At 71.9% G+C, this 21,030-nt stretch carries 21 protein-coding genes; 14 read left to right on the top strand and 7 right to left on the bottom strand.

What is annotated here, in order from left to right; genetic code table 11:
- Positions 1-375 precede the first annotated feature (375 nt).
- Entirely contained in the window at positions 376-1,698 is a 1,323-nt protein-coding gene (locus KLI87_RS01670; protein WP_214615560.1) for a cytochrome P450, read from the top strand.
- Positions 1,699-1,728: 30 nt separating this feature from the next.
- On the top strand, positions 1,729-2,835 hold the full coding sequence (locus KLI87_RS01665) for a hypothetical protein (protein ID WP_214615559.1): 1,107 nt from the start codon (positions 1,729-1,731) through the stop codon (positions 2,833-2,835).
- A 67-nt stretch (positions 2,836-2,902) separates the two neighbouring features.
- Here the strand turns inward: KLI87_RS01665 and KLI87_RS01660 are convergent, their stop codons facing one another.
- Genes KLI87_RS01660 through KLI87_RS01645 form a run of 4 tightly spaced genes read right to left on the bottom strand, consistent with a single transcriptional unit; the run spans position 2,903 to position 6,090 of the window.
- Positions 2,903-2,998, bottom strand: a complete 96-nt coding sequence (locus KLI87_RS01660; RefSeq protein ID WP_308165810.1) for a hypothetical protein — start codon at positions 2,996-2,998, stop codon at positions 2,903-2,905.
- A gap of 40 nt (positions 2,999-3,038) precedes the next feature.
- Complete coding sequence (locus KLI87_RS01655) at positions 3,039-4,067, bottom strand: S-adenosylmethionine:tRNA ribosyltransferase-isomerase (RefSeq protein ID WP_214615558.1); 1,029 nt, start codon at positions 4,065-4,067, stop codon at positions 3,039-3,041.
- Positions 4,064-5,425: an MFS transporter gene (locus tag KLI87_RS01650; protein WP_214615557.1), complete on the bottom strand. Its 1,362-nt coding sequence runs from the start codon at positions 5,423-5,425 to the stop codon at positions 4,064-4,066. The genes KLI87_RS01655 and KLI87_RS01650 overlap by 4 nt, the downstream gene beginning before the upstream one ends.
- Complete coding sequence (locus tag KLI87_RS01645; protein WP_214615556.1) at positions 5,422-6,090, bottom strand: SDR family oxidoreductase; 669 nt, start codon at positions 6,088-6,090, stop codon at positions 5,422-5,424. The genes KLI87_RS01650 and KLI87_RS01645 overlap by 4 nt, the downstream gene beginning before the upstream one ends.
- A gap of 238 nt (positions 6,091-6,328) precedes the next feature.
- Here KLI87_RS01645 and KLI87_RS01640 point away from each other — a divergent pair, with 238 nt between their 5' ends.
- The 5 genes from KLI87_RS01640 (at position 6,329) to KLI87_RS41390 (ending at position 10,897) form a co-directional block, all read left to right on the top strand.
- A complete protein-coding gene (locus KLI87_RS01640; protein WP_156217254.1) occupies positions 6,329-7,483 on the top strand; it encodes a GAF domain-containing sensor histidine kinase in 1,155 nt (384 codons plus the stop codon).
- A complete protein-coding gene (locus KLI87_RS01635; RefSeq protein ID WP_308165809.1) occupies positions 7,480-8,157 on the top strand; it encodes a response regulator transcription factor in 678 nt (225 codons plus the stop codon). The genes KLI87_RS01640 and KLI87_RS01635 overlap by 4 nt, the downstream gene beginning before the upstream one ends.
- A 36-nt stretch (positions 8,158-8,193) precedes the next feature.
- The gene (locus KLI87_RS01630) at positions 8,194-8,979 is read left to right on the top strand and encodes a PP2C family serine/threonine-protein phosphatase (protein ID WP_156217255.1); all 786 of its coding nucleotides are present in this window, start codon (positions 8,194-8,196) and stop codon (positions 8,977-8,979) included.
- Positions 8,980-9,657: 678 nt separating this feature from the next.
- Positions 9,658-10,098, top strand: a complete 441-nt coding sequence (locus KLI87_RS01625; protein WP_242883914.1) for a DUF2752 domain-containing protein — start codon at positions 9,658-9,660, stop codon at positions 10,096-10,098.
- Positions 10,099-10,186: 88 nt separating this feature from the next.
- Positions 10,187-10,897: an RDD family protein gene (locus KLI87_RS41390; protein WP_214615555.1), complete on the top strand. Its 711-nt coding sequence runs from the start codon at positions 10,187-10,189 to the stop codon at positions 10,895-10,897.
- A gap of 67 nt (positions 10,898-10,964) precedes the next feature.
- Here KLI87_RS41390 and KLI87_RS01615 read toward each other — a convergent pair whose 3' ends face one another.
- Entirely contained in the window at positions 10,965-11,735 is a 771-nt protein-coding gene (locus KLI87_RS01615; protein WP_156217256.1) for a hypothetical protein, read from the bottom strand.
- Positions 11,736-11,921: 186 nt separating this feature from the next.
- Here KLI87_RS01615 and KLI87_RS01610 point away from each other — a divergent pair, with 186 nt between their 5' ends.
- From KLI87_RS01610 to KLI87_RS01600, 3 genes are all read left to right on the top strand, one after another.
- Positions 11,922-12,710 (top strand): ABC transporter ATP-binding protein, encoded by a 789-nt coding sequence (locus KLI87_RS01610; protein WP_156217257.1) that lies wholly within the window; start codon positions 11,922-11,924, stop codon positions 12,708-12,710.
- Between the two features lie 134 nt (positions 12,711-12,844).
- Positions 12,845-13,615 (top strand): sulfite exporter TauE/SafE family protein, encoded by a 771-nt coding sequence (locus tag KLI87_RS01605; RefSeq protein WP_214615554.1) that lies wholly within the window; start codon positions 12,845-12,847, stop codon positions 13,613-13,615.
- 99 nt (positions 13,616-13,714) lie between these two features.
- Entirely contained in the window at positions 13,715-13,957 is a 243-nt protein-coding gene (locus KLI87_RS01600) for a hypothetical protein (RefSeq protein ID WP_156217259.1), read from the top strand.
- A gap of 6 nt (positions 13,958-13,963) precedes the next feature.
- On the opposite strand, the gene KLI87_RS01595 is transcribed toward KLI87_RS01600, so the two are convergent.
- Positions 13,964-14,881 carry a Rieske (2Fe-2S) protein gene (locus KLI87_RS01595; RefSeq protein ID WP_156217260.1) on the bottom strand — a complete coding sequence of 306 codons (918 nt, stop codon included), beginning with the start codon at positions 14,879-14,881 and terminating at the stop codon, positions 13,964-13,966.
- 359 nt (positions 14,882-15,240) lie between these two features.
- On the opposite strand from KLI87_RS01595, the gene KLI87_RS01590 reads away from it, so the two are divergent.
- Together KLI87_RS01590 and KLI87_RS01585 are read left to right on the top strand one after the other, a co-directional pair.
- Positions 15,241-15,681 carry an NfeD family protein gene (locus KLI87_RS01590; protein WP_214615553.1) on the top strand — a complete coding sequence of 147 codons (441 nt, stop codon included), beginning with the start codon at positions 15,241-15,243 and terminating at the stop codon, positions 15,679-15,681.
- The gene (locus tag KLI87_RS01585) at positions 15,678-16,712 is read left to right on the top strand and encodes an SPFH domain-containing protein (RefSeq protein WP_156217262.1); all 1,035 of its coding nucleotides are present in this window, start codon (positions 15,678-15,680) and stop codon (positions 16,710-16,712) included. Before KLI87_RS01590 ends, KLI87_RS01585 begins: the two co-directional genes overlap by 4 nt.
- Before the next feature lie 238 nt (positions 16,713-16,950).
- On the opposite strand, the gene KLI87_RS01580 is transcribed toward KLI87_RS01585, so the two are convergent.
- Complete coding sequence (locus KLI87_RS01580) at positions 16,951-18,405, bottom strand: catalase (protein WP_214615552.1); 1,455 nt, start codon at positions 18,403-18,405, stop codon at positions 16,951-16,953.
- A gap of 201 nt (positions 18,406-18,606) precedes the next feature.
- Between KLI87_RS01580 and KLI87_RS01575 the strand changes: the two genes are divergently transcribed.
- Both KLI87_RS01575 and KLI87_RS01570 read left to right on the top strand, forming a co-directional pair.
- Entirely contained in the window at positions 18,607-19,692 is a 1,086-nt protein-coding gene (locus tag KLI87_RS01575; protein WP_214615551.1) for a CapA family protein, read from the top strand.
- A gap of 219 nt (positions 19,693-19,911) precedes the next feature.
- Entirely contained in the window at positions 19,912-21,012 is a 1,101-nt protein-coding gene (locus KLI87_RS01570) for a CapA family protein (protein WP_214615550.1), read from the top strand.
- Positions 21,013-21,030 lie beyond the last annotated feature (18 nt).

Here is a 21,030-nt window from a genome sequence, read left to right as displayed (position 1 = left end):
GTGCGTGACAAGGTCTTTACGATCACGGAACCAGAAGGTTGACCGCGCCTCCGAACTCGGATGGATCCCCCTGTCAACCCCATGGCAGGACCCACCCCCTCAAGCCGGACGGGCACTCCGCACCGTACCCGGCCATATATCCCAACCTTAACCACATTTTGAGACACCCCCACAAGACCCCCGCCCGCAGCAGGCCAGGGGCAGCACCCGCGACCCGGTGACCGCGGCCATCGCGACGGGCCGGGTTCCTGCCGTCCCTGCCTCATGGACAGGTCGGGACCGGTCCCGACCTGCCGATGTGACACTCGGCATCGCTCGCGATACCCGCCGTCTCCATGGGCGGAGAACGGCCAGAAGAGTTCGGACGGAGGAGTCATGAAGTCTCCGGACATCCCCAAGGCGCGCGGCGCACTGCCGCTGGTCGGGCACGCGCCGCGGCTGTTCCACCGGCCCCACGAATTCCTCACGGGGCTTCCCGCCTATGGGGATCTCGTCGAAATCCGCCTCGGCCCTGTCAGGGCGGTGGTGGTCTGCGATCCCGAACTGACACGACAGGTACTGCGGGGAGATCGCGTCTTCGACAAGGGAGGTGTCATCTACAGGCGCCTGCGAGAGTTGGGCGGGGACGGTCTCGTCACCAGCACGCACGATCGGCATCGGAGGCAGCGGCGCCTGACCGGGCATGCGCTCCACAGCGCCAACCTCCCCGGTTACGCGCGGACCATGACCCGCCAGATCGACTCGCTCACCGAGCGCTGGGGAGACGGGCAGGTCCTCGATGTGCCGGCCGAGATGCTCGGGTTCACCATGCGGGTGCTGACGGAGACCATGTTCTCCAGCGCCCTACCGAGGCACGCCCTCGGCGAGACGGTCGAGGACCTCGTCGTGATCATGAGAGGGATCCTCCGGCGGTCGGTCGTGCCCGCACCGCTGAACCAGATCCCGACCCGGGGCAACCGGCGCTACCAACGCGCCCTCGCCCACCTGCGGACCACGCTCGACGCGGTCATCGCCGACCGCCGCGCCGCACCGCGCGAAGGTGAGGACCTGCTGTCCCGGCTGCTGTCGGCGCGCGACGTCGCCGACGGCGGCCACGGCCTGACCGACCGGGAGGTCGCCGACAACGTCATCACCTTCTTCGTCGCCGGTTCCGAGACCACCGCGAACGCCCTGGCATGGGCCCTGCACCTGCTCGCCCGGCACCCTCGAATCGAGGACCGCCTCCACACCGAGGTGCGCCAGGTGCTCGGAGACGGCCCGGCCGGATACGACCACCTGCCGCGCCTCGGCCTGACCAAACGCGTCATCGCCGAGACCCTGCGCCTTTATCCGCCCGCGCTGATGTTCACCCGGATCACGACCACCGACACGGAACTCGGCCGACATCGGCTTCCGGCGGGCACCACAGTCGTCTTCTCGCCGTACGTCATCCACCATCGCGCCGACCTTCACGATGACCCCGAGAGCTTCGATCCGAGCCGGTGGGAATCCATGCCGCCCGCGCGCGGCGACTACGTGCCGTTCGGGTCCGGGCCCCGGAAGTGCGTGGGGGAGCAGTTCGGCATGACCGAGGCCACCCTCGCTCTCGCCACCATCACCGCCCGCTGGCACCTTGAATCCGTGCCGGGGCGCCGCGTCCGCACCGCCATGTCCCTGAATCCCCACGGTCTCCGGATGCGGGTCGTCGCGCGGACATGAGAAGCCAAGAGTGAGACCACGGAGCGATCAGTGACAAGCGCCAACGAAGCCCGGGACGCAGAGATACTCGCCGTGCGGCCGTTCTTCTGCCCCATAAAGCCCGCCTCCTCGCCCTGGGCCGCAGAACTCAACACCCTGGCCGAAGGCTGGCTTTCGGTCCAGGGTTTCGAACCGGACTGGAAGCAGCGGGAACGCCTCTCCCGAGCGAACCTCGGGGAACTCGCGGCCAGAACCATGCCGGACGGCCACAAGAACGCGCTGGCCAACGCCACCCGCCAGTACGTCGCGTTCTTCGCCCTGGACGACGCCTGCTTCGACGAACCGCCCATGCCGCTGGGCAGGCTGACGAGGAAACAGTCGATCATCCTCAGCGCCATCCAGCATCCGGAGACCCGCTGGCCCGGCGAGGACGCCTACGTCACCGCCTCACGCGATATTGCGAACGGATGGAAAGAAATCGCGTCACCCGTGCAGTTCCAGCGCTGGGTCGAAGGGATGCGTGCGTTCTTCTTCGGCGTCACCTGGGAGGCGGTCCATCGTCATGGGCGTGAACTGCCGAGGCTCAACGAGTATGTCGCGATGTGGATGCGCGCGATCGGCATGAGCCCGGTCCTCGCCCTCATCGACACGGTCGGCGGATACGAAGTGCCCTCCTCCGAGCTGGCGCACCCCCAAACACAGGCTCTGGTGGAGATGGCCCACTTCCTGGTGGCATGGGACAACGACTTCATCTCGCGGGCCAAGGAGATCCAACGCGCCCACGACCGCCTCAACATCGTCGACGTCATCGCCGCCGAGAGGGGAGTCGAGCCTGTCCAGGCATTGGACGCGGCCACGGCGATGCGCGATCGAGTGATGTGCCTGTTCCTTCACACGCACGACCGGTTGACGTCACGCCCAGCCACCCACCAGAACCTGCGAAAATACGCGGATGGCCTGGCGAACTACATACGGGGCCACCTGGACTGGGCATTGTCGTGCGACAGATACGCCAACGTTCGTCCCCCAGAAAATGACGCTCCAGCCAATGAGAAAGCCCCGCCGGCCTCATGGAAGGACGCTCCGGACGACGACGACTTCATGAGCCCCCTGCCCATCCCGGCCATCGCCTGGTGGTGGACCCGGAACTCGCAGTGACCCCGCACCTTTCTCGACTACAAGTGGACGGGTTGGCGGGGGAGTCCAGCCAGATGCTCTGCCCCTCCTAAGGCAGGCTCGACACGGCGGCCGTAGAGACCACGCGGTCATAGGGCGCGTTCGCCGGGTAGCCGAGCTCGCCGTCCCCGGTGATGACTTCCACGTGGCAGTCGAACCACAGATTGAATACAATTCTTCCGCTATTAGGGGAGCAGTAGGTTGGTGTCGCCGAATTCGTGCCAGAGGTAGTTCTCTTTCAGGGCGGCTTCGTAGGTCGTTGTCAGGAGGTTTCGGCCTGCTATGGCGGTGAGCATCATCAGGTGGGACGAGCGGGGCTCGTGGAGGCCGGTCAGGAGGCCGTCCACGGCGCGGACGCCCTTCTCGGGGGTGATCACGTGCTCCGTCCAGCCCGAGGACGGGGTGACGCGGCCCGCGCCGTCCACGGCCGTCTCCAGGGCGCGGACGACCGTGGTCCCTATGGCGATCACACGGCCCGACTGATTGCGGACGTGGTTCACCAGCGCGGCGGTCGGGGCGGGGACTTCGTAGCGTTCCGCGTAGGGCGGTTCGTGGGCCTCGGGGGAGGCCACGCCGGTGTGGAGGGTGATCGGGGCCACGAGGACGCCCTGGGAGACCAGCCGGGTCACCAGTTCGGGCGTGAACGGGCGTGCGGCGGACGGCATCTCCGCGCTCCCGGTCGTCCTGTCATAGGCGAACGCGGTCTGGTAGGTGGCCGTGGGCCAGTCGCGGCGGACGTAGCCGTAGCGGATCGGCGTCCCGTGGCGGCGCAGGTAGGGGACGACGTCGGTGCTCAGCCGCGCCTCCCAGAGGCGGGCGGTCCGCCGCCGGACGAGGGTGAGGGTCGTGCCGCCGGGCATGGGGATCCACTCGCCGGTGCAGCCGCCGCCGTAGGGGAGGCTGGTCTTGCCGGTGCGGCGGCGCAGTTCGACGAGCCAGAGCCGGTCGCCGTCGCCGCCGGGGAGCGGGGTGGAGAAGTGCACGCTGATCCGGTCGAGCCGGACGGCGGCGGGCAGCGTCGCCGAGGTGTTGACGACCAGCAGGTCGCCCGGGTCGAGGAGGGCGGGCAGGTCGCCGAACCCGTGGTGGGAGACCTCGCCGGTGGCGCGGCGCCCGACCAGCAGCCGGACGCCGTCGCGGCCGCGGCCGCGGGCCTCGGGCGGCTCGCGGGCCTCCAGCGCGGCGGGCAGGACGAAGTCGAAGGTGTCGGTCATTTCACGGCCTCCAGCCGGAGAGCGGCGATGACGCCGAGGACGGCGATCGCGGCGAACAACGTCCCGGCGACGGCGAGCCCGGTGCCGAGCCGGTCCTCGCCGAAGCCGGTGACCAGCGCGCCCGCGACGCCGACCACGAGGGACGCGCCGAGGGTGTCGCTGATCTGGAGCGCGGAGGAGTTGTGGCCCTGCTCGCTCTCGGCGGAGCGGTCGAGCGTCAGGACGCTGAGGCTGCCGTTCGCGAAGCCCATCCCGGCGCCGCCGATCATCCAGGCGGGCACGGCGGCCCATCCGGAGACCTGGAGCGCGACCGTCACGCTGACGATGCCGGCGGTGACGAGCACGGCGCCGAGCAGGACGAAGAACTCGCGGGAGCGCTCGGACCTGCCCTGGATCTGCGACGCGGCCGACCAGCCGAGCCCGCCCACGGTCAGGACGACGCCCGCCATGGTGGGGGTGAAGTCGTGCAGCGAGGTCAGGGTCAGGGGGATGTACACGTCGGCGCCGAAGAACGCGCCCGCCAGCAGGCCCCGGGCGAGGATCACGCTCGGCAGTCCGCGCCGCATCCGCAGCGCCCCGGCGGGCAGGAGCCTGGGCAGCCCGAAGCCGAGGCCCGCGATGCCCGCGGCGGCGAGCGGGACGATCGTCCAGCCCGCGCCGTCCAGCCCGTAGAGGAGGATCGCGGCGCCCGCCGTGATCGCGACCGCCGCCACCAGCCGCGACCGGAGCGGTGCCGTGGCGTCCTCGGTGGGCGCGGGCAGCCCGCGCAGGACGGGGATGAGCATCAGCGTCGGCGGCACCACCAGCGGGACGAGGGCGAGGAACACCCACCGCCAGCCGACGTGGTCGGCGACGGCGCCGCCGATCGCCGGGCCGACCAGCGACGGCAGCACCCAGGCGGCCGACAGCGCGGCGAAGACCCGCGAGCGCAGTTCCTCGGGGTAGGCGCGGGCGATGAGCACGTACAGCGCGACCATGGGGATGCCGGTGCCGAGCCCCTGGACGGCGCGCCCGGCGACGAACACCCACATGGTCGGCGCGGTGCCCGCGATCGCCAGTCCGACGACGAACGCGGCGATCCCGACCAGGAACGGGCGCGCCGGGCCCGACCGGTCGACCCAGCCGCCCGCCACCACCGTGGACAGCAGGCTGGTGATCAGCGTGGCGCTGAACCCCCACGCGTACAGCGACAGGCCGTCGAGGCCGCGCGCGACGGCCGGCATGACGGTGCTCACCGCCATCGCCTCGAACGCGAGCAGCGTGACCAGCGTGACGATCCCGATGGTCACGGCCCGGTTCCCGCCGCCGAGCAGGCCCCGCACGGGGGTCGGGGCGTCCGGCTCCAGGACGGTGGTCATCGCGCGGCGAGTTCGTCGGCCCGGTAGCGGCCGCTCGGACGGCGTTCGCTGATCAGCCGGTGCAGCGCGGCGGCGGCCTCGGCGGGCGGGGGCGCGGCGTCCGCGTCCTCACCGGCGGCGCGCAGCATGTCGGTGGCCATCTCGCCGGGGTCGGCCCACCACACCGCGAGGCGCGGCTCCTCGGCCGCCAGCACCCGCGACAGCTGCTCCAGCGCCGCCTTGCTCGACCCGTAGCCGCCCCACGTCTCATAGCCCTCGACCGCCGCGTCCGAGCTGATGTTGAGGATCGCCCCGCCGCGCGCCCGCAGGCTCGGCAGGACGGCCTGGATCAGCGCGAGCGGCGCGAGCACGTTGGTCGCGAACGTGTCCGCCAGCTCCTGGACGGGCTGGTCGGCGAGCCGGGGCAGCGGCGTCGTCCCGAGCGTGCCCGCGTTGTTGACGAGCAGGTCAAGGCCGCCGGACACGGCCGAGGCGAGCGCGGCGCGGTGCGCGGCGTCGGTGACGTCGCCCGCGACGGCGGTCACCGGGCCGATGTCGCGTGCGGCCTCGTCCAGGGCGGCGGCGTCGCGCGCGTCGAGGACGAGGTTCCAGCCGTCCCGCGCCAGCTCGCGGGCGAGCGCCCGGCCGAGTCCTCGGGAGCCTCCGGTGATCAATGCGGTCTTCATATCAGCGACGCTAAGGATCGGCGCAGCTCACGGCATCGGCCGTCGGGGCCCGGGCGGATCCGCAAATGGTCGTAGGACCGGCGTCCCCCGCCTTCGCGGAGGACGCCCCGCCGCCCCCGGGAGTAGGCGCGCGGCCGGAACCTAAGTCCCAGGGCTGATTCGGGATGACCTGGCCAGAGAGTACGGTTTCCACATGTGGACGCCGGGCGGGCGTCCACCGCGGACACGAGAGGCCGGAATGGGCACCGAGGCAGGCGCCGGCGGCGGGGGTGAGGGGGCGACCCTGCACGCCGTCAGCTCCGCCGTGCTCGCGGTCACCCGGCACCTGTCGGTCCACGAGGTGCTGCAGGTGATCGTCCGGGCGGCGGCGCAGCTGCTGGACGCCCGGTACGCCGCGCTCGGCGTGCCCGACGACGAGGGATCGTTCGGCGAGTTCGTCGTCGAGGGCGTCTCGGACGAGGAGTGGGACCGGATCGGCCCGCTGCCCCGCCAGCACGGCATGCTCGCCGCGATGCTGCACGGCGACACGCCCAAGCGGCTCAAGGACATCCGCCGCGAGCCGGAGTTCGAGGGCTGGCCGGTCGCGCATCCCGTCCTGAAGGACTTCCTCGGCGTTCGTATCCAGGACGGCGAGGACGTGCTGGGCATCATCTTCCTGGCGAACAAGCGCACCCCGGGCGGCTTCACCGAAGACGACGAGGAGCTGCTGTCGCTGTTCGCCGCGCACGCCGCGATCGCGATCATCAACGCCCGCCTCCACGAGCACAACCGCGAGCTGACCGTCGTCGCCGAGCGCAACCGGCTCGCGCGCGAGCTGCACGACGCGGTCGCGCAGAAGCTGTTCTCGCTGCGGCTGACGGCGCGCACCGCGTCCGCGCTCGCCGAACGCGACCCGGCGCGCACCGTCCAGGAGCTGGAGCAGGTGGAGCGGCTCGCGGCCGAGGCGCTCGCCGAGCTGCGCGCCGTCATCTTCGAGCTGCGCCCCGCCGACCTTGCCGACGGGCTGGTCGCCTCGCTGCGCAAGCACGTCGAGGTGCTCGACCGGGCGCACGAGACGTCGGTGCGGTTCGCCGCCGAGGGCGCCGACGTGCTGCCGGAGGAGCATGAGACCGTCGCCTACCGCATCGCGCAGGAGGCCCTCTACAACGCGCTGCGACACGCCGACGCGCGGACCGTCGACGTCCGTCTCGCGGCGCGCGACGAGCACGTCGTCCTGGAGGTGGCCGACGACGGCTCCGGGTTCGAGGCGTCGGAGGCGGGGCGGTCGAACGGCGACGACCGCGGCCTCGGCCTCGCGTCCATGCGCGAGCGGGCCTGCTCGATCGGCGGCACGCTGACCATCGACGCCGCGCCCGGACGCGGCACGACCGTCCGGCTGGAGGTGCCGCTGTGACCGGCGCGCGCCGCGGTACCCCGATCAAGGTGCTGATCGCCGACGACCACCCCGTCGTCCGGCAGGGCCTGCGCACCTTCCTCGGCATCCAGGACGACATCGACGTCGTGGGCGAGGCCGACGACGGCACGGCGGCCGTGACGCTGGCCGAATCGCTGAAGCCCGATATCGTGCTGATGGACCTCAAGATGCCGGGCGTCGACGGCCTGACCGCGCTGACGGAGCTGCGGGCTCGTGGGGTGGCCGCGCGCGTCCTGATCCTGACCAGCGTCACGGAACGCGGACACGTGCTGCCGGCAGTACAGGCGGGAGCCGCCGGGTATCTGTACAAGGACGTCGACCCGCAGGCGCTCGTGCAGGCCATCCGGGCCGTCCACGACGGGCACGTCCTGTTCGCGCCCGACGCGGCCGAGGCGATGCTGCGGGCGGATCCGGCGACGGAGGAGAACCGCGGCCTGGCCGCGCTGACCGAACGGGAACGGGAGGTGCTCGTGCACATCGCGCGCGGCAGGTCCAACCGGGAGATCGCCCGCGCGCTCGTCGTCTCGGAGAAGACGGTCAAGACGCACGTGAGTAATCTGCTCATGAAACTGGGAGTGCAGGATCGGACGCAGGCGGCGCTGTATGCCGTCCGGCACGGTGTCGGAGCCGCCGGGGAGGCCGCCCGTGACTGACAGAACTCCTCTGACAGGATCGTCATCGAAATTGGTATGAACGTAGCAATCAGGTACGCAGCAGGCAGCGACATCGGGTGCAACCGAGAGAACAATGAGGACTCGGGCTACGCCGGTGCGCGGTTGATCGCGGTCGCGGACGGCATGGGCGGCTATGCCGGCGGCGAGGTCGCGAGTTCGACCGTCATCGGTTCCCTGCGCTCGCTGGACACCGCCGCCCACAGTGACGACCTTGTCGAGATCATGGGACGCGCCGTCGCGGAGGCCAACGAGAAGTTGCGCATCGTCCGCGAGGAACGCCCCGACCTCAGCCGGATGGGCACCACGCTCACCGCCATGCTGTGGTCGGGCGAGTCCGTGGCGCTCGCGCACATCGGCGACTCGCGCGGCTACCTGCTGCGCGACGGCGAGCTGTTCCAGATGACCCAGGACCACACGATGGACGAGCTGCTCAAGGCCGAGGCCGAGCAGGCGGGCCAGACCGCCGACCCGGCGGAGACGTCCCGGCTGTCCCACGTGCTGTACCGGGTGCTGGACGGGCGCGAGGACCGCGAACCCGACCTCCGGCTGCGCGAGGGCCGCCTCGGCGACCGCTACCTGCTGTGCTCGGACGGGCTCAGCGGCCCGGTCGACGCCCAGCGGATCTACGAGATCCTCTCGGCGGAGGCCGACCCGCAGCGCGCCGTGGACCGGCTCATCGAACTGGCCCGCGAGAACGGCGGCCCCGACAACATCACCGCCGTCGTCGCGGACGTCGTCGAGTCCGAGCACATCGGCGAGCCCGACGCGCCGCGCGTGGTGGGCGCCGCCGCGAACGCCTGACGCCGCACACCGACCCGGCGCGCGTCCCGGACGCGAACACCACTCCTCCGCGCGCCGCCGACCCCCGCCACACCCCGCGCCGTCCTCCGCACGACCGCGCCGCTGTGCGACCGTGCCGTCCTCTGTGTGACCGCGCCTTCTGTGTGACCGAGCCGTCCCCGGCGCCGCGCTGCGTCGTCTTCCGTACTGCGCCGTCCTTCGTGCGGCTTCGTCCTGTGTGCCGGGTCGTCCTTCGCGCGACCGCGCGTGCTCCAGTGCTTCGTGCCGCCTCCGCTTCGCGAGTCGCGGCCGCCCTTCCTGCTCAGGTTGCGCCGCGCGCGGCGTTCGCTTCGCGTTGTTCCTGTGCTTGCGACCTTCTGCGGGTCGCGTCGTCTGGTTTGTGGTTCGTGTCCTCTGCTGTGACCTGCGGGGTTGTCTCCGGGTTCGCCGTCGGGTGGTGGCGGTGCGCGCGTCGTGGATGATCCAGCGGGGCGGTCCGGACGTTTTGCTCGTAGATGGGGCAGGAAAGGTGCCCATGTAGCTGGCACTTTGTCCTACTCTTGCCGTGAGGTGGTGTCCTCACGCTCTTGGTAACGGTCCCATCGCGGATGGTCGCGGAGACTTGACCCACCTCGGGGTGAACCCGGTATATGGGTCACTCGGACGAATGTCATCGAGGCGGAGGAATCCTTGGGGGGAGTGCCCGGGGCGGCGGCTGCGGGCGTACCGGACGGTGCGCTCGGCGGGATCGTCAGCCGGACCCTCACCGCGGCGCGGCACGGCCCCGTGGGGGTACTTCTGCGCGTCGCGGCGATGGCCATCGCGGCCGTCGGCGCGGCATGGATCCACCGTGTCAACGACCCCGGCGTGCTGTGCCCCCTCCGGGCGCTCACCGGCATCCCGTGTCCCGTCTGCGGCGGCACCACCGTGTTCATCGAGTTCGGGGCGGGCCGTCCGGCCGAGGCCGTGCTCGCGAACCCGGTGGCGCTCACCGCCGCGGCCGGCGTGGCCCTAGCGCCGCTGGGACTGGGTGGACGGTGGTGGGCACTCCAGCCAAGGACCCGTGCCTGGTTGCTCGGCTCCGCCCTCGTGGGGTCGGAGTTGTGGCAGCTCGTCCGGCTCGGTGTTCTTCGAGTTTGAGCCGATGTCCGTCGTCGGTCAGACTTGCGGAGCCCTCCGGGTCCGGCGGGCGTCACATATCCACAGGGTCAATCAATAAGGAGCAAGTGTGGGTAACCCCTACGACCCCTACGGTCAGCAGCCGGGCTACGGGCAACAGCAGCCCGGGTACGGCCAGCCGCCCGCCCAGCCCGGTTACGGTCAGCCCCCGGCGCAGCCGGGCTACGGTCAGCCTCCCGCCCAGCCTGGATACGGCCAGCCCCCGGCCCAGCCTGGTTACGGTCAGCCTCCGGCGCAGCCCGGGTACCCGCCCGCGGCGCAGCCCGGTTACGGCCAGCCTCCGGCGCAGCCCCCCGGGCAGCCCTACCAGGAGGTGCACCACCACCACTACGGCTCCACCGGCCAGCTCGCCGAGTGGGGGTCGCGTGCGGGCGGCTACATCATCGACTACCTGATCTTCGGTGGTCCGCTGTTCGTGCTCTACCTGCTCGGCGCGCTGCTCAGCAGCTCGGGCGGCGGCGCGGCGGTGCTCGGTCTGCTGCTCATCCTCGTCGGCGGGTTGATGTCGTTCGCCGGGGGCCTGTGGATCTGCTACCAGGAGGGCACGACCGGCCAGTCCATCGGCAAGCGGCAGATGGGCATCCGCCTCATCAGCGCGCAGACCGGGCAGCCGATCGGCTTCGGCATGGCGTTCGTGCGCAAGCTCGCGCACATCGCCGACAGCTTCCTGTGCTACCTCGGCTTCTTCTGGCCGCTGTGGGACGAGCGCAAGCAGACGTTCGCCGACAAGATCGTGAACACCATCGTCGTGCGCGCCTGACCGCCCGACGGTACGAGCGGGGCGTTCCCATCGGGGACGCCCCGCTTTCGTGCGTCCGGGACCGGTCCTAGGGCACCGGGTCGAAGGCGCTGTTGCACGCGGCGACCAGTGCCCGCCGGACGGCGCGGTCGAGCAGCCGCAGCGCCTCACCCCGACGGAACATCTGGTCGGCGGTGAGGCCATGGTCGTCCAGCCGCCGGGCCAGGTCCACGACGAGGGAGAGCCGTCCGGCGAGCGCGGCGAGCCGGTGCGCGCGGGGCGGGTAGCCGGGCGCGAGCGGGTGGTCGCCGCGGTGCGGGTCGCGCAGGTCGGCGAGCGCGTCGGTGATCTCGGGCGGGACGCCGGACACGCCGTCCACCGTGAGCAGCGCCTCGGTCGCGTCGCGCATCGCGAGCGTGAGCTGCCGGTCGGCGTCGGCGAGGGACGGGACGTCGGGCAGCCCCGGCGCCGCGCCCCAGGTCGTCCAGCGGACGCCGACGTAGGACGAGCCGCGCCGGTCCTCGGACGGCACGAGCCCCATCGCCCGCTCCCGCAGCTCCCGCTCGCCGAGCTGGACGACGACGGCCGCGCCCGCCTCGATCGCCGCGCGGTTGAGGTCGGGCGGGCCGGTCAGCCCGAGCGGGTCACCCGGCGCGGGCAGTGCCAGCCGGAACGCGCTCATGCCCGCGACGCGCAGGTCGCCGAGACCGCGCCGGAGCGTGACCTCGGCGGGCTCGCCGCCGAGGATCTGCGGCCCCGCCGCCTTCTCGACGGCGTCGACGGCCTCGTCCAGACCGACGTGCCCCGTCAGCCATGCGTTTCCCCACGCCACCAGCGCGGTCGCGACGTCGTTGCTCATCCATCCCCGAAAATCCCCAGTGGGCATGCGATCCACGATAAGCGCTCCCGTCGCCGGCGCCACCGCACGTGTGCGCAAGGCCCCACGGAGAGGGGAGCCCGCCGGGCCATGCGCGCCGCCGATCGCATAGGTTCTTTCCTGAGAAACAGGCCACCTGGATTGCGGGATCGAGGTCGAGGGCGCGCGATGACCGGCGAGGTACTGCAGCTCCACGGAGTCGGGGTGACGCGCGGCGGCGCCGACCTCCTGCGCGATGTCACGTGGACGGTGAACGAGAACGAGCGCTGGGTGATCGTCGGCCCGAACGGCGCGGGCAAGACGACCCTGCTCCAGATCGCGGCGGCGATGCTGCATCCGACGCGCGGGTCGGTCGAGATCCTGGAGGAGGAGATCGGCAAAACCGACGTCTTCGAGCTGCGCCCCCGGATCGGGCTGGCGAGTTCGGCGGTGGCCGAGCGGGTGCCGACGTCGGAGAAGGTCATCGACCTGGTCCTGACCGCCTCGTACGCGATCCTCGGCCGCTGGCAGGAGGAGTATGAGTCCACCGACCTGACCCGGGCGCTTGCGCTGCTGGACGCGCTCGGCTGCTCCGACCTGATCCGCCGCACGTTCAGCACGCTGTCGGAGGGCGAGCGCAAGCGGGTGCAGATCGCCCGCGCGCTGATGCCCGACCCGGAACTGCTCCTGCTGGACGAGCCCGCCGCCGGGCTCGACCTCGGCGGCCGCGAGGACCTCGTCTCCCGGCTGGCCGGCCTCGCCGACGATCCGGCGGCGCCCACGATGGTGATGGTCACCCACCACGTCGAGGAGGTCCCGGACGGGTTCACCCACGCGCTGCTGCTGCGCAAGGGCGAGGTCGTGGCGCAGGGCAAGGTCGACGAGGTGTTCACCGAGGAGCACCTGACGTCGTGCTTCGGGCTGCCGCTGACCATCGACCGGCAGAACGGCCGCTGGTACGCGCGCGCCGTCCGCTGACCCGGCGAACCGTCGCGCGGCCCTCTGACCCGGGGTTCGCGCGCGGGAGTGACCCCCCGTTCACATCGCGTGGCGCGCGGTCTCTACCATCGGGAGCGCAGTTGAGGAACCGCTAGCGCTTGGATGGGACGCCCTTGAACGTGCTCGACGCGCTCGCGGTGTTCGCGGCCGGGGTCGCCGCCGGCGGCATCAACACGATCGTGGGGTCGGGCTCCCTGATCACGTTCCCGACCATGCTGGCGCTCGGCTACGTGCCGGTGGTCGCGAACGTCTCGAACAACATCGGGCTCGTCATGGGCAGCGTGACCGGCGCCTACGGGTACCGCGAGGAGTTGAAGGGGCAGCGGGAGCGGCTCGTCCGGCTCGGCAGCGCGTCGGTGGTCGGCGCGCTGGTCGGCGCGGCGCTGCTGCTCGGGCTGCCGGCGGGCGCGTTCCAGGTGATCGTCCCGGTGCTGATCGTGATCGCGCTCGTGCTGGTGGTGGTGCAGCCGAGGCTCCAGGCGTGGACGCTGCGCCGCCGCGACGGCGAGGGCCGGGCGCACGGCGGCCCCTGGCTGTGGACGGGTGTGCTGCTCGCGGGCGTCTACGGCGGCTACTTCGGCGCCGCGCAGGGCATCGTGCTGATCGCGCTGCTCGGCATCGCGCTCGACGACGACCTCCAGCGCGTCAACGCGGCCAAGAACGTGCTGTCGGCCGTGGTGAACGGCTCGGCGGCCATCGTGTTCATCGGAATGTGGCTCTTCGCCGACACCCGGATCGACTGGCTCGCGGTGCTGCTGATCGCCGCCGGGTCCATCCTCGGCGGCCTGGTCGGGGCCCGGGTCGGGCGCCGGATCCCGCCGCTCGTCCTGCGCGGCGTCATCGTCGCGGTGGGCCTGGTCGCGATCGCCAATCTTCTGCTCTGACCTGCGGTTTCGTGCCGCTCGGGCGGCCCCGGGAAGGGTTGCCGGAGCCGGTTCGCGGGTATAAGTCGAATATATGTTCGACTACCGGAGGAGTCGCCGATGAAGGGTGACAGGGTCGAGATCATGATCGACGCCGGCGGTGAGGGAACGCGGACCTACGAGGTCCTCGCCACCCGGGCCGGGCGCCGGGTGGAGGTGGCGACCAGGCGCGGCGTCGTGGAGGTCAGCGAGGTCACCCGCACGGGCACCGCCGTCCGCACGGCGCGGTTCATGGCGAGCCGCGTCCTGGCCCTGGTCGAGTACCCGAGCGCGGACGCCGCCCAGCCCGACGAGACGGACTGACCCCGCTCAGCCGATGGGGCGCACCTGCACGAGGCCGTCCTCGGTGACGCGGCTCTCGAAGGAGGGCTGGCGGCCGGTGGCGGGGCCGTGCACGACCGAGCCGTCCACGACGCGGAACGTGCTGCCGTGCCAGGGGCAGACGACGCAGACGACCGCGTCGTCGTCGGTGACGATGCGCCCCTGGTGCAGCGGGCCCGCGAGATGGCTGCACCGGTCGGCGAGGACGTGGATCTCGTCCCCGGTCCGCAGCACGAACAGGCTGATGTAGCCGAGGCGCCGGTGCACCGGCCAGCCGTCGGGGAGGTCGTCGGCCGGGCACAGGTCGTGCCAGCCGAGCGCGACCAGGTGCGCGACCTGGTCGGCGTGGTTGGCGCCCGCCGCCAGTCGGAACGCCAGGTGCCCGCCGAGGTAGCCGCCCGCCAGCAGCGCGGCCAGGCCCGCGAACCCGAGGGCCCGCCCGGTGCCCTCCCGGCCCCGGGATCGTGCCACCAGCGACGCCGAGTACAGCGTGCTCGCCGTCAGCATCCCGGAGGCGTGCACGAGCCCGACGCGCTGCTGCTCGCGGTGCAGGGCCGACCAGTCGGAGAGCCCGGCGAGCGCGGTCGGGACCGCGCCCGCCAGGCCCGCCGCGACGAGGATCCGCGCGGCGCGGCCGGTGCCCGGCAGCAGGTCGAGGACGCCGGCGGAGATCCAGCAGCCGACCGGCACGTCGGTCAGCGGGGGGTGGGCGGGATGCCCGAACGGGACGCCGTGCAGCGTGTCCTTGACCGGCCCGGGACGCAGTGTCCGGCGGACGGCCGAGGAGATCAGCCGGATCGTGTGGTCGAGCCCCCGCGCGTGCTCCAGCCCCTCGGCCGCGTCCACCAGCCGCTGGGACGCCTGCGGCCCCGGCCTCCGGAAGATGTTGCTCGCCCGTCGGTTCATGTCCCTCCTCGGGTGCGTGCATATTCACGAAGTCACGGCGGTGTCATCGGGCCCCGGCCCGCGCCTGGCGGGCCCGGGTCGTGACCGTCCCCCGGCGAGCGCGGCGACGCTTCGCGATCCTCCCCGCGGGACCCGCCTCCGGCGTCGCCCCACCGAGAAGGTAACGCGCTCGCGCGACGGCTCAGGCCATTTCACGACACACCCTAGCCTCCGCGTTCCCCGGCGGCCGTTCTGGTGAGCTTACCTGCAGGTAGAGGGCCTAAACCGGTCGAAATGCGCAGTGGCCGCGGGGCCTGTCGCGCCGTCCGTTCCGGGGTTACCGTGAGAGGTGAGGACATCGGCCGCCTCAGGGAGCCGCTATGGAGGCGTGGATCGCCTGGCTGCTGCTGGCGGCGCTGCTCGGGCTCGCCGAACTGCTGACGCTGACCCTGGCGCTCGGGCTGCTGGCCGCCGCCGCGCTGGCCGCCGGGCTGGCGGGAGCGCTGGGCCTGCCGCTCGGCGCGCAGGCCGCGGTGTTCGCGGCCGGGTCGGTCGCGGGCCTGGCCGTGGTGCGGCCGCTCGCGCGGCGGCACATCCGGCAGGCGCCCGCGTTGCGCAGCGGCACCGCCGCGCTGGTCGGGCGGGAGGCGCTCACGCTCACCGAGGTCAGCCGCTCGGGCGGCCGGGCCAGGATCGGCGGCGAGGAGTGGACGGCCCGCCCCTACGACCCCGACCTGGTCATCCCCGCGGGCACGCCCGCCGACGTCCTCGCCATCGAAGGGGCCACGGCCCTGCTGTACCCGCTCGGGGAGCCGTCATGACCGACATCGCGATAGCCGTCCTCGTCGTCCTGGCCGCCGGGGTGGTCGTGCTGGCCACCGCCGTGATGCGGGCGGTGTGGATCATCCCGCAGGCGCGGGCCCGCAACGTGGAGCGGCTCGGCCGCTACCACCGCACGCTCGAACCGGGGATCACCTTCGTCGTCCCGTTCGTCGACCGCGTGAAACCGCTCATCGACCTGCGCGAGCAGGTGGTCTCGTTCAAGGCGCAGCCGGTCATCACCGAGGACAACGTCGTCGTGCACATCGACACGGTCCTGTTCTTCCAGGTCACCGACCCGCGCGCGGCCGACTACGAGATCGTGAACTACATCAAGGCGATCGAGCAGCTCACCGCGACGACGCTGCGCAACGTGATCGGGACGCTGGACCTGGAGGCGACGCTGACCTCCCGCGACCGGATCAACACGGCGCTGCGCGGCGTGCTGGACGACGCGTCCGGCAAGTGGGGCATCCGGGTGACCCGGGTCGAGATCAAGGCGATCGAGCCGCCGCCCTCGATCAAGGACGCGATGGAGAAGCAGATGCGCGCCGAGCGGGAGAAGCGCGCCGCGATCCTGACCGCCGAGGGCGCCCGCCAGTCCAAGATCCTCACCGCCGAGGGCGACAAGCAGTCGGCGATCCTGAAGGCCGAGGGCGGCAAGCGCGCGGCGATCCTGGAGGCCGAGGGGCAGTCGGCGGCGATCGCGCAGGTCTTCGAGGCCGTCCACGCCGCCGACCCGGACCCGAAGCTGCTCGCCTACCAGTACCTCCAGACGCTGCCGAAGCTCGCCGAGGGCCAGGGCAGCACGTTCTGGGTCATCCCCAGCGAGGTCACGGCGGCGCTCCAGTCCGTCTCGAAGGCGTTCGAGGGCTCCCTGGACGAGGTCACGTCGTCGATCACCCGCGCCGCGCGTCCCTCGCCCGACGTCCCGGCGCAGGCGGAGCGGCGGAAGCTGTCCGGCGACGATGTGGCGCCCTACGAGCTGGCGCCGGGCGAACCCCACGGCGTCGCGGACCGGAAGGCGCGCTAGACGCCTGAGGGGGCACAGGGACCCGAGTTTCCCTGTGCCCCCGGAGGGCGCGAATGCCGTGGACCGCCGTCGGCGGTCGGGCGGGCTCGCCACGACGTGATCGTGCCGTCGGCGGTCGAGCCCACAGTGGCACGGTAGCCGCCGGCGTCCACGATCGCCAGGAGGCCGCCGCCGACGTTTCCGGTCCGGGCGGCGAAAAGGGGCGGCCCCGAGCGGGGCCGCCCCTTCGCGCCGCTGGTCAGGTGCCGTTGATCCCGAGGCCAGTGGCGACGCGGTCGCCGAGGTCCTTGTGCACGTTGCGCCAGTACTCGACGACGCGCCTCCTCATGTCGGCGGTCACCTCCGGGGCCGAGGCGTGGCCCACGATGTTGGAGACCATGTGGTCGCGGTCGGTGCCGGACAGCACCTTCTCCCACAGCGTGCGGGGCTGGCCGTGGTCGTCGTCCTCCGCGTGGAGCGTGTAGGCGCTGCGGATGATCTCGCCTGCCACCCCGTGGCCCTCGCCCTCCCAGCGCGCCGGGTCGGCGGCCGGCCCGCCCGCGCTGTTCGGCGCGTAGACCGGGTCGCCGGAGTTGGCGTAGGCCATCGCGCCGTCCTTGTTGTAGGAGTGCACGGGGCTCTTCGGGCGGTTGACCGGGAGCTGGAGGTAGTTCGCGCCGACGCGGTAGCGGTGGGCGTCGGGGTAGGAGAACAGCCGCCCCTGGAGCATCTTGTCCGGGGAGGCGCCGATCCCGGGGACGAAGTTCGACGGCTCGAACGCCGCCTGCTCGATTTCGGCGAAGTGGTTCTCGGGGTTCCGGACGAGCGTCCACCGGCCGATCGTGATCGGCGGGTAGTCGCCGTGCGGCCAGACCTTGGTGAGGTCGAACGGGTTGAACCGGTAGTCCGCCGCGTCCTCGAACGGCATGACCTGCACCTGGACCGTCCAGGACGGGTGGTCGCCCTTCCTGATCGCCTCGTGGAGGTCGCGGAGGTGCGCGTCGGGGTCGACGGCCTGGAGCGCGGCGGCCTCGTCGGCTGTGTAGTTCTTGATCCCCTGGTCGGTCTTGAAGTGGTACTTGACCCAGAACCTCTCCCCGGCGGCGTTGTACCAGAGGAACGTGTGCGAGCCGTGCCCGTTCATGTGGCGCCAGGAGTACGGCGTGCCCCGGTCGGTCATGAGCAGCGACACCTGGTGCGCGCTCTCGGGCGAGAGCGTCCAGAAGTCCCACTGCATGTTGTGGTCGTGCAGGTTGGTGTCGGCGCGCCGCTTCTGGGAGTGGATGAAGTCGGAGAACTTCTGCGGGTCGCGGATGAAGAAGACCGGCGTGTTGTTGCCGACGAGGTCGTAGTTGCCGTCCTCGGTGTAGAACTTGATCGCGAAGCCGCGCGGGTCGCGCGCGGTGTCGGCGCTGCCGAGTTCGCCCGCGACCGTGCTGAAGCGCACGATCGACTCGGTCCGCGCGCCCTTCTGGAACAGCTTGGCCTTGGTGAACTGGCTGACGTCCTCGGTGATCTCCAGGACCCCGTACGCGCCGCCGCCCTTGGCGTGGACGACCCGCTCGGGCACGCGCTCGCGGTTGAAGTGCGCCATCTTCTGGATGAGGTAGTGGTCCTGCATCAGCAGCGGGCCGTTCGGGCCCACGGACTGCGAATGCTCGTCGCTCGGGGCGGGGTTCCCGGAGTCGTTCGTGGTGGTGGGCCTGTCGGACATGGCGCGGTTCTCCTCGCTCCGTGGGCGCTCTGGATCGTCTGGGTCAGCGGTGTCTGAGTGATCCCAACCTATCCGCTTAACTTGAATGGCTCAAGTTTAGGAACTTTGCGCCTTTGGTCGCCTCGGGTCCGGTGGCGGGTGATCCGCGAACCTTCGCTTGATCACCCGAGTCCAAGCAGGCACGACGAGCGGGAGGCGGACATGGGGACCGGACGTGGGACGAGACGGGCGTTCGCCCTGCCGAAGTCGCCTCTGCTCGCGGCGGTGGCGGCGGCGACGCTGGCGACGGCCGGGTGCGGGGCGCTCGCCGACGCCTCCGGGTCGGCGGACGGCAAGCGGCCCGCGGGCAAGCCGTTCACCGTCGCCTTCGGCGGTGACGTGCACTTCGAGGGCGAGCTGCGGGCCCGGCTCGACTCCTCCCCCGACACCGCGCTCGGCCCGGTCGCGGACGGCCTGAAGCGCGCCGACCTCGCCATGGTCAACCTGGAGACGGCGGTCACCGAGGGCGGGACCCCGGCGCCGAAGCAGTTCACGTTCCGGGCGCCGCCGTCGGCGTTCCGCGCGCTCCGGTCCGCCGGGGTGGACGTGGCGACGATGGCCAACAACCACGGCATGGACTACGGGGTCACCGGCCTCCAGGACTCCCTCGCCGCCGGGAAGCAGGCCGGGTTCCCGGTCGTCGGCATCGGGCGCACGGCCGACGAGGCGTTCCGCCCCTACCGGACGGCGGTCAACGGCGCGAAGGTCGCGGTGATCGGCGCGACCCAGGTGCTGGACGACAACCTCGTGCAGGCGTGGACGGCGACCGACGCGGGGCCGGGCCTCGCCTCGGCCAAGGACGCGCCGCGCCTCGTCGCGGCCGTGCGGAAGGCCCGCGAGGCCGCCGACGTCGTGATCGTCGACCTGCACTGGGGGCAGGAGCTGAACCCGTGCGCGACCCCCGTCCAGCGGCAGCTCGCGGCGCAGCTCGCCGACGCCGGGGCGGACGCCATCGTCGGAAGCCACGCGCACGTCCTGCTCGCGGGGGGATTCCTGAAGGGCAAGTACGTCCACTACGGGCTCGGCAACTTCGTGTTCTACAACTCCTCCGGGCGGACGGCGCAGAGCGGCGTTCTGACGTTGACGTTCGACCCGTCCGCGAAGACGCGGCGCGTGACCCGGGCCGACTGGGCCCCGGCCGAGATCTCCGGCGGCGTTCCGCGGCCGCTGTCGGGCCCCGCGGCGCAGGAGGCCCGCGCGCAGTGGGAGGGCCTGCGCCGCTGCGCCGACGTCACGGCGACCCCCTGACCCCGCTCGCCGGGCCGACCTTCCGGCGAACCCCCTGATTTCGCCCACCGCGCGGGCGTCAAGGCGCGCCCATGATCATCCCTGCCGGCGGGCGGGTGCGGCGTCCTCCCGCTAAGCGGGGGTTTCATGTGAATCATCGGACGGTTGTTACATCCGGGGCCCTCTGGGTGCTACGGGCGGTTTCTGTCATGCTGGGCCCCAGCCGAACAGGGAGGTCCGATGCGCGGGAGAACGCTCGCGGTCACCGCCGTCGCCGGGGTGACGGTGCTGGTCGCGGCCGCGTGCGGGGGCTCCGGCGGGTCCTCAGGGGAGACGGACGCACGGGGCGCGACGCCGCCCGCCGCGTCCCGTCCGGCCGAGGGGCCCGCGAGCCCGAAGGCGGCGGCGGCCAAGAAGCCGATCGTCATCGCGTTCGGCGGCGACACCCACTTCGAGGGGCAGCTCCGCTCGCGCCTCGGCAGCCCGAGGACGGCGCTCGGCCCGGTCGCGGCGCAGCTCCGGCGCGCCGACCTGGCCATGGTCAACCTGGAGACGGCGATCACCACGGGCGGGACGCCCGCGCCCGGCAAGGAGTTCGCCTTCCGCGCCCCGCCGTCGGCGTTCACGGCGCTCCGGGGAGCGGGCGTGGACGTGACGTCCATGGCCAACAACCACGGCATGGACTACATGGAGGGCGGCCTCCGCGACACGCTCGCCGCGATCAAGCGCACCGGGTTCCCGGTCGTCGGCATCGGAAAGAACGCCGACGAGGCGTACCGGCCCTACCGGACGACGGTGAAGGGCAACCGGATCGCGATCGTCGGCGCCACCCAGGTGCTCGACGACAACCTGATCGAGGCGTGGACGGCGACCGACACCAAGGGCGGCCTCGCCTCCGCGAAGGACGTGCCCCGGATGGTGCAGGCGGTGAAGGAGGCCCGCAAGGGGTCCGACGTCGTGATCGTCCACCTGCACTGGGGTCAGGAGCTGAAGTCGTGCCCGCTGCCCCGCCAGCAGGAACTCGCGCGGCAGCTCGTCGCGGCGGGCGCGGACATCGTCGTCGGCGGCCACGCGCACGTCCCGCTGGGCGGCGGCTACATGAACGGCAAGTACGTCCACTACGGCATGGGCAACTTCGTGTTCTCGTCCGCGTCGGGGCAGACGGCCAACTCCGGTGTGCTGCTGCTGCGCGTCCAGAACGGCAAGATCACCGCCGACAGGTGGAAGCCCGCCCGCATCTCCGGCGGCCTTCCGATCCCGCTGACGGGCGCGGCCGCGGCGGCCGAGGCCAAGCGCTGGAACGGCCTGCGCGGTTGCGCCGGCCTACAGGCGCGTCCCTGACTGGACTCTCCCCTTAGG

Source organism: Actinomadura sp. NEAU-AAG7 (assembly GCF_018603865.1).
Taxonomy (GTDB): domain Bacteria; phylum Actinomycetota; class Actinomycetes; order Streptosporangiales; family Streptosporangiaceae; genus Spirillospora; species Spirillospora litoris.
Note: the sequence above shows the minus strand (reverse complement) of the source record. Positions and strands in the feature narration are given on the sequence as shown.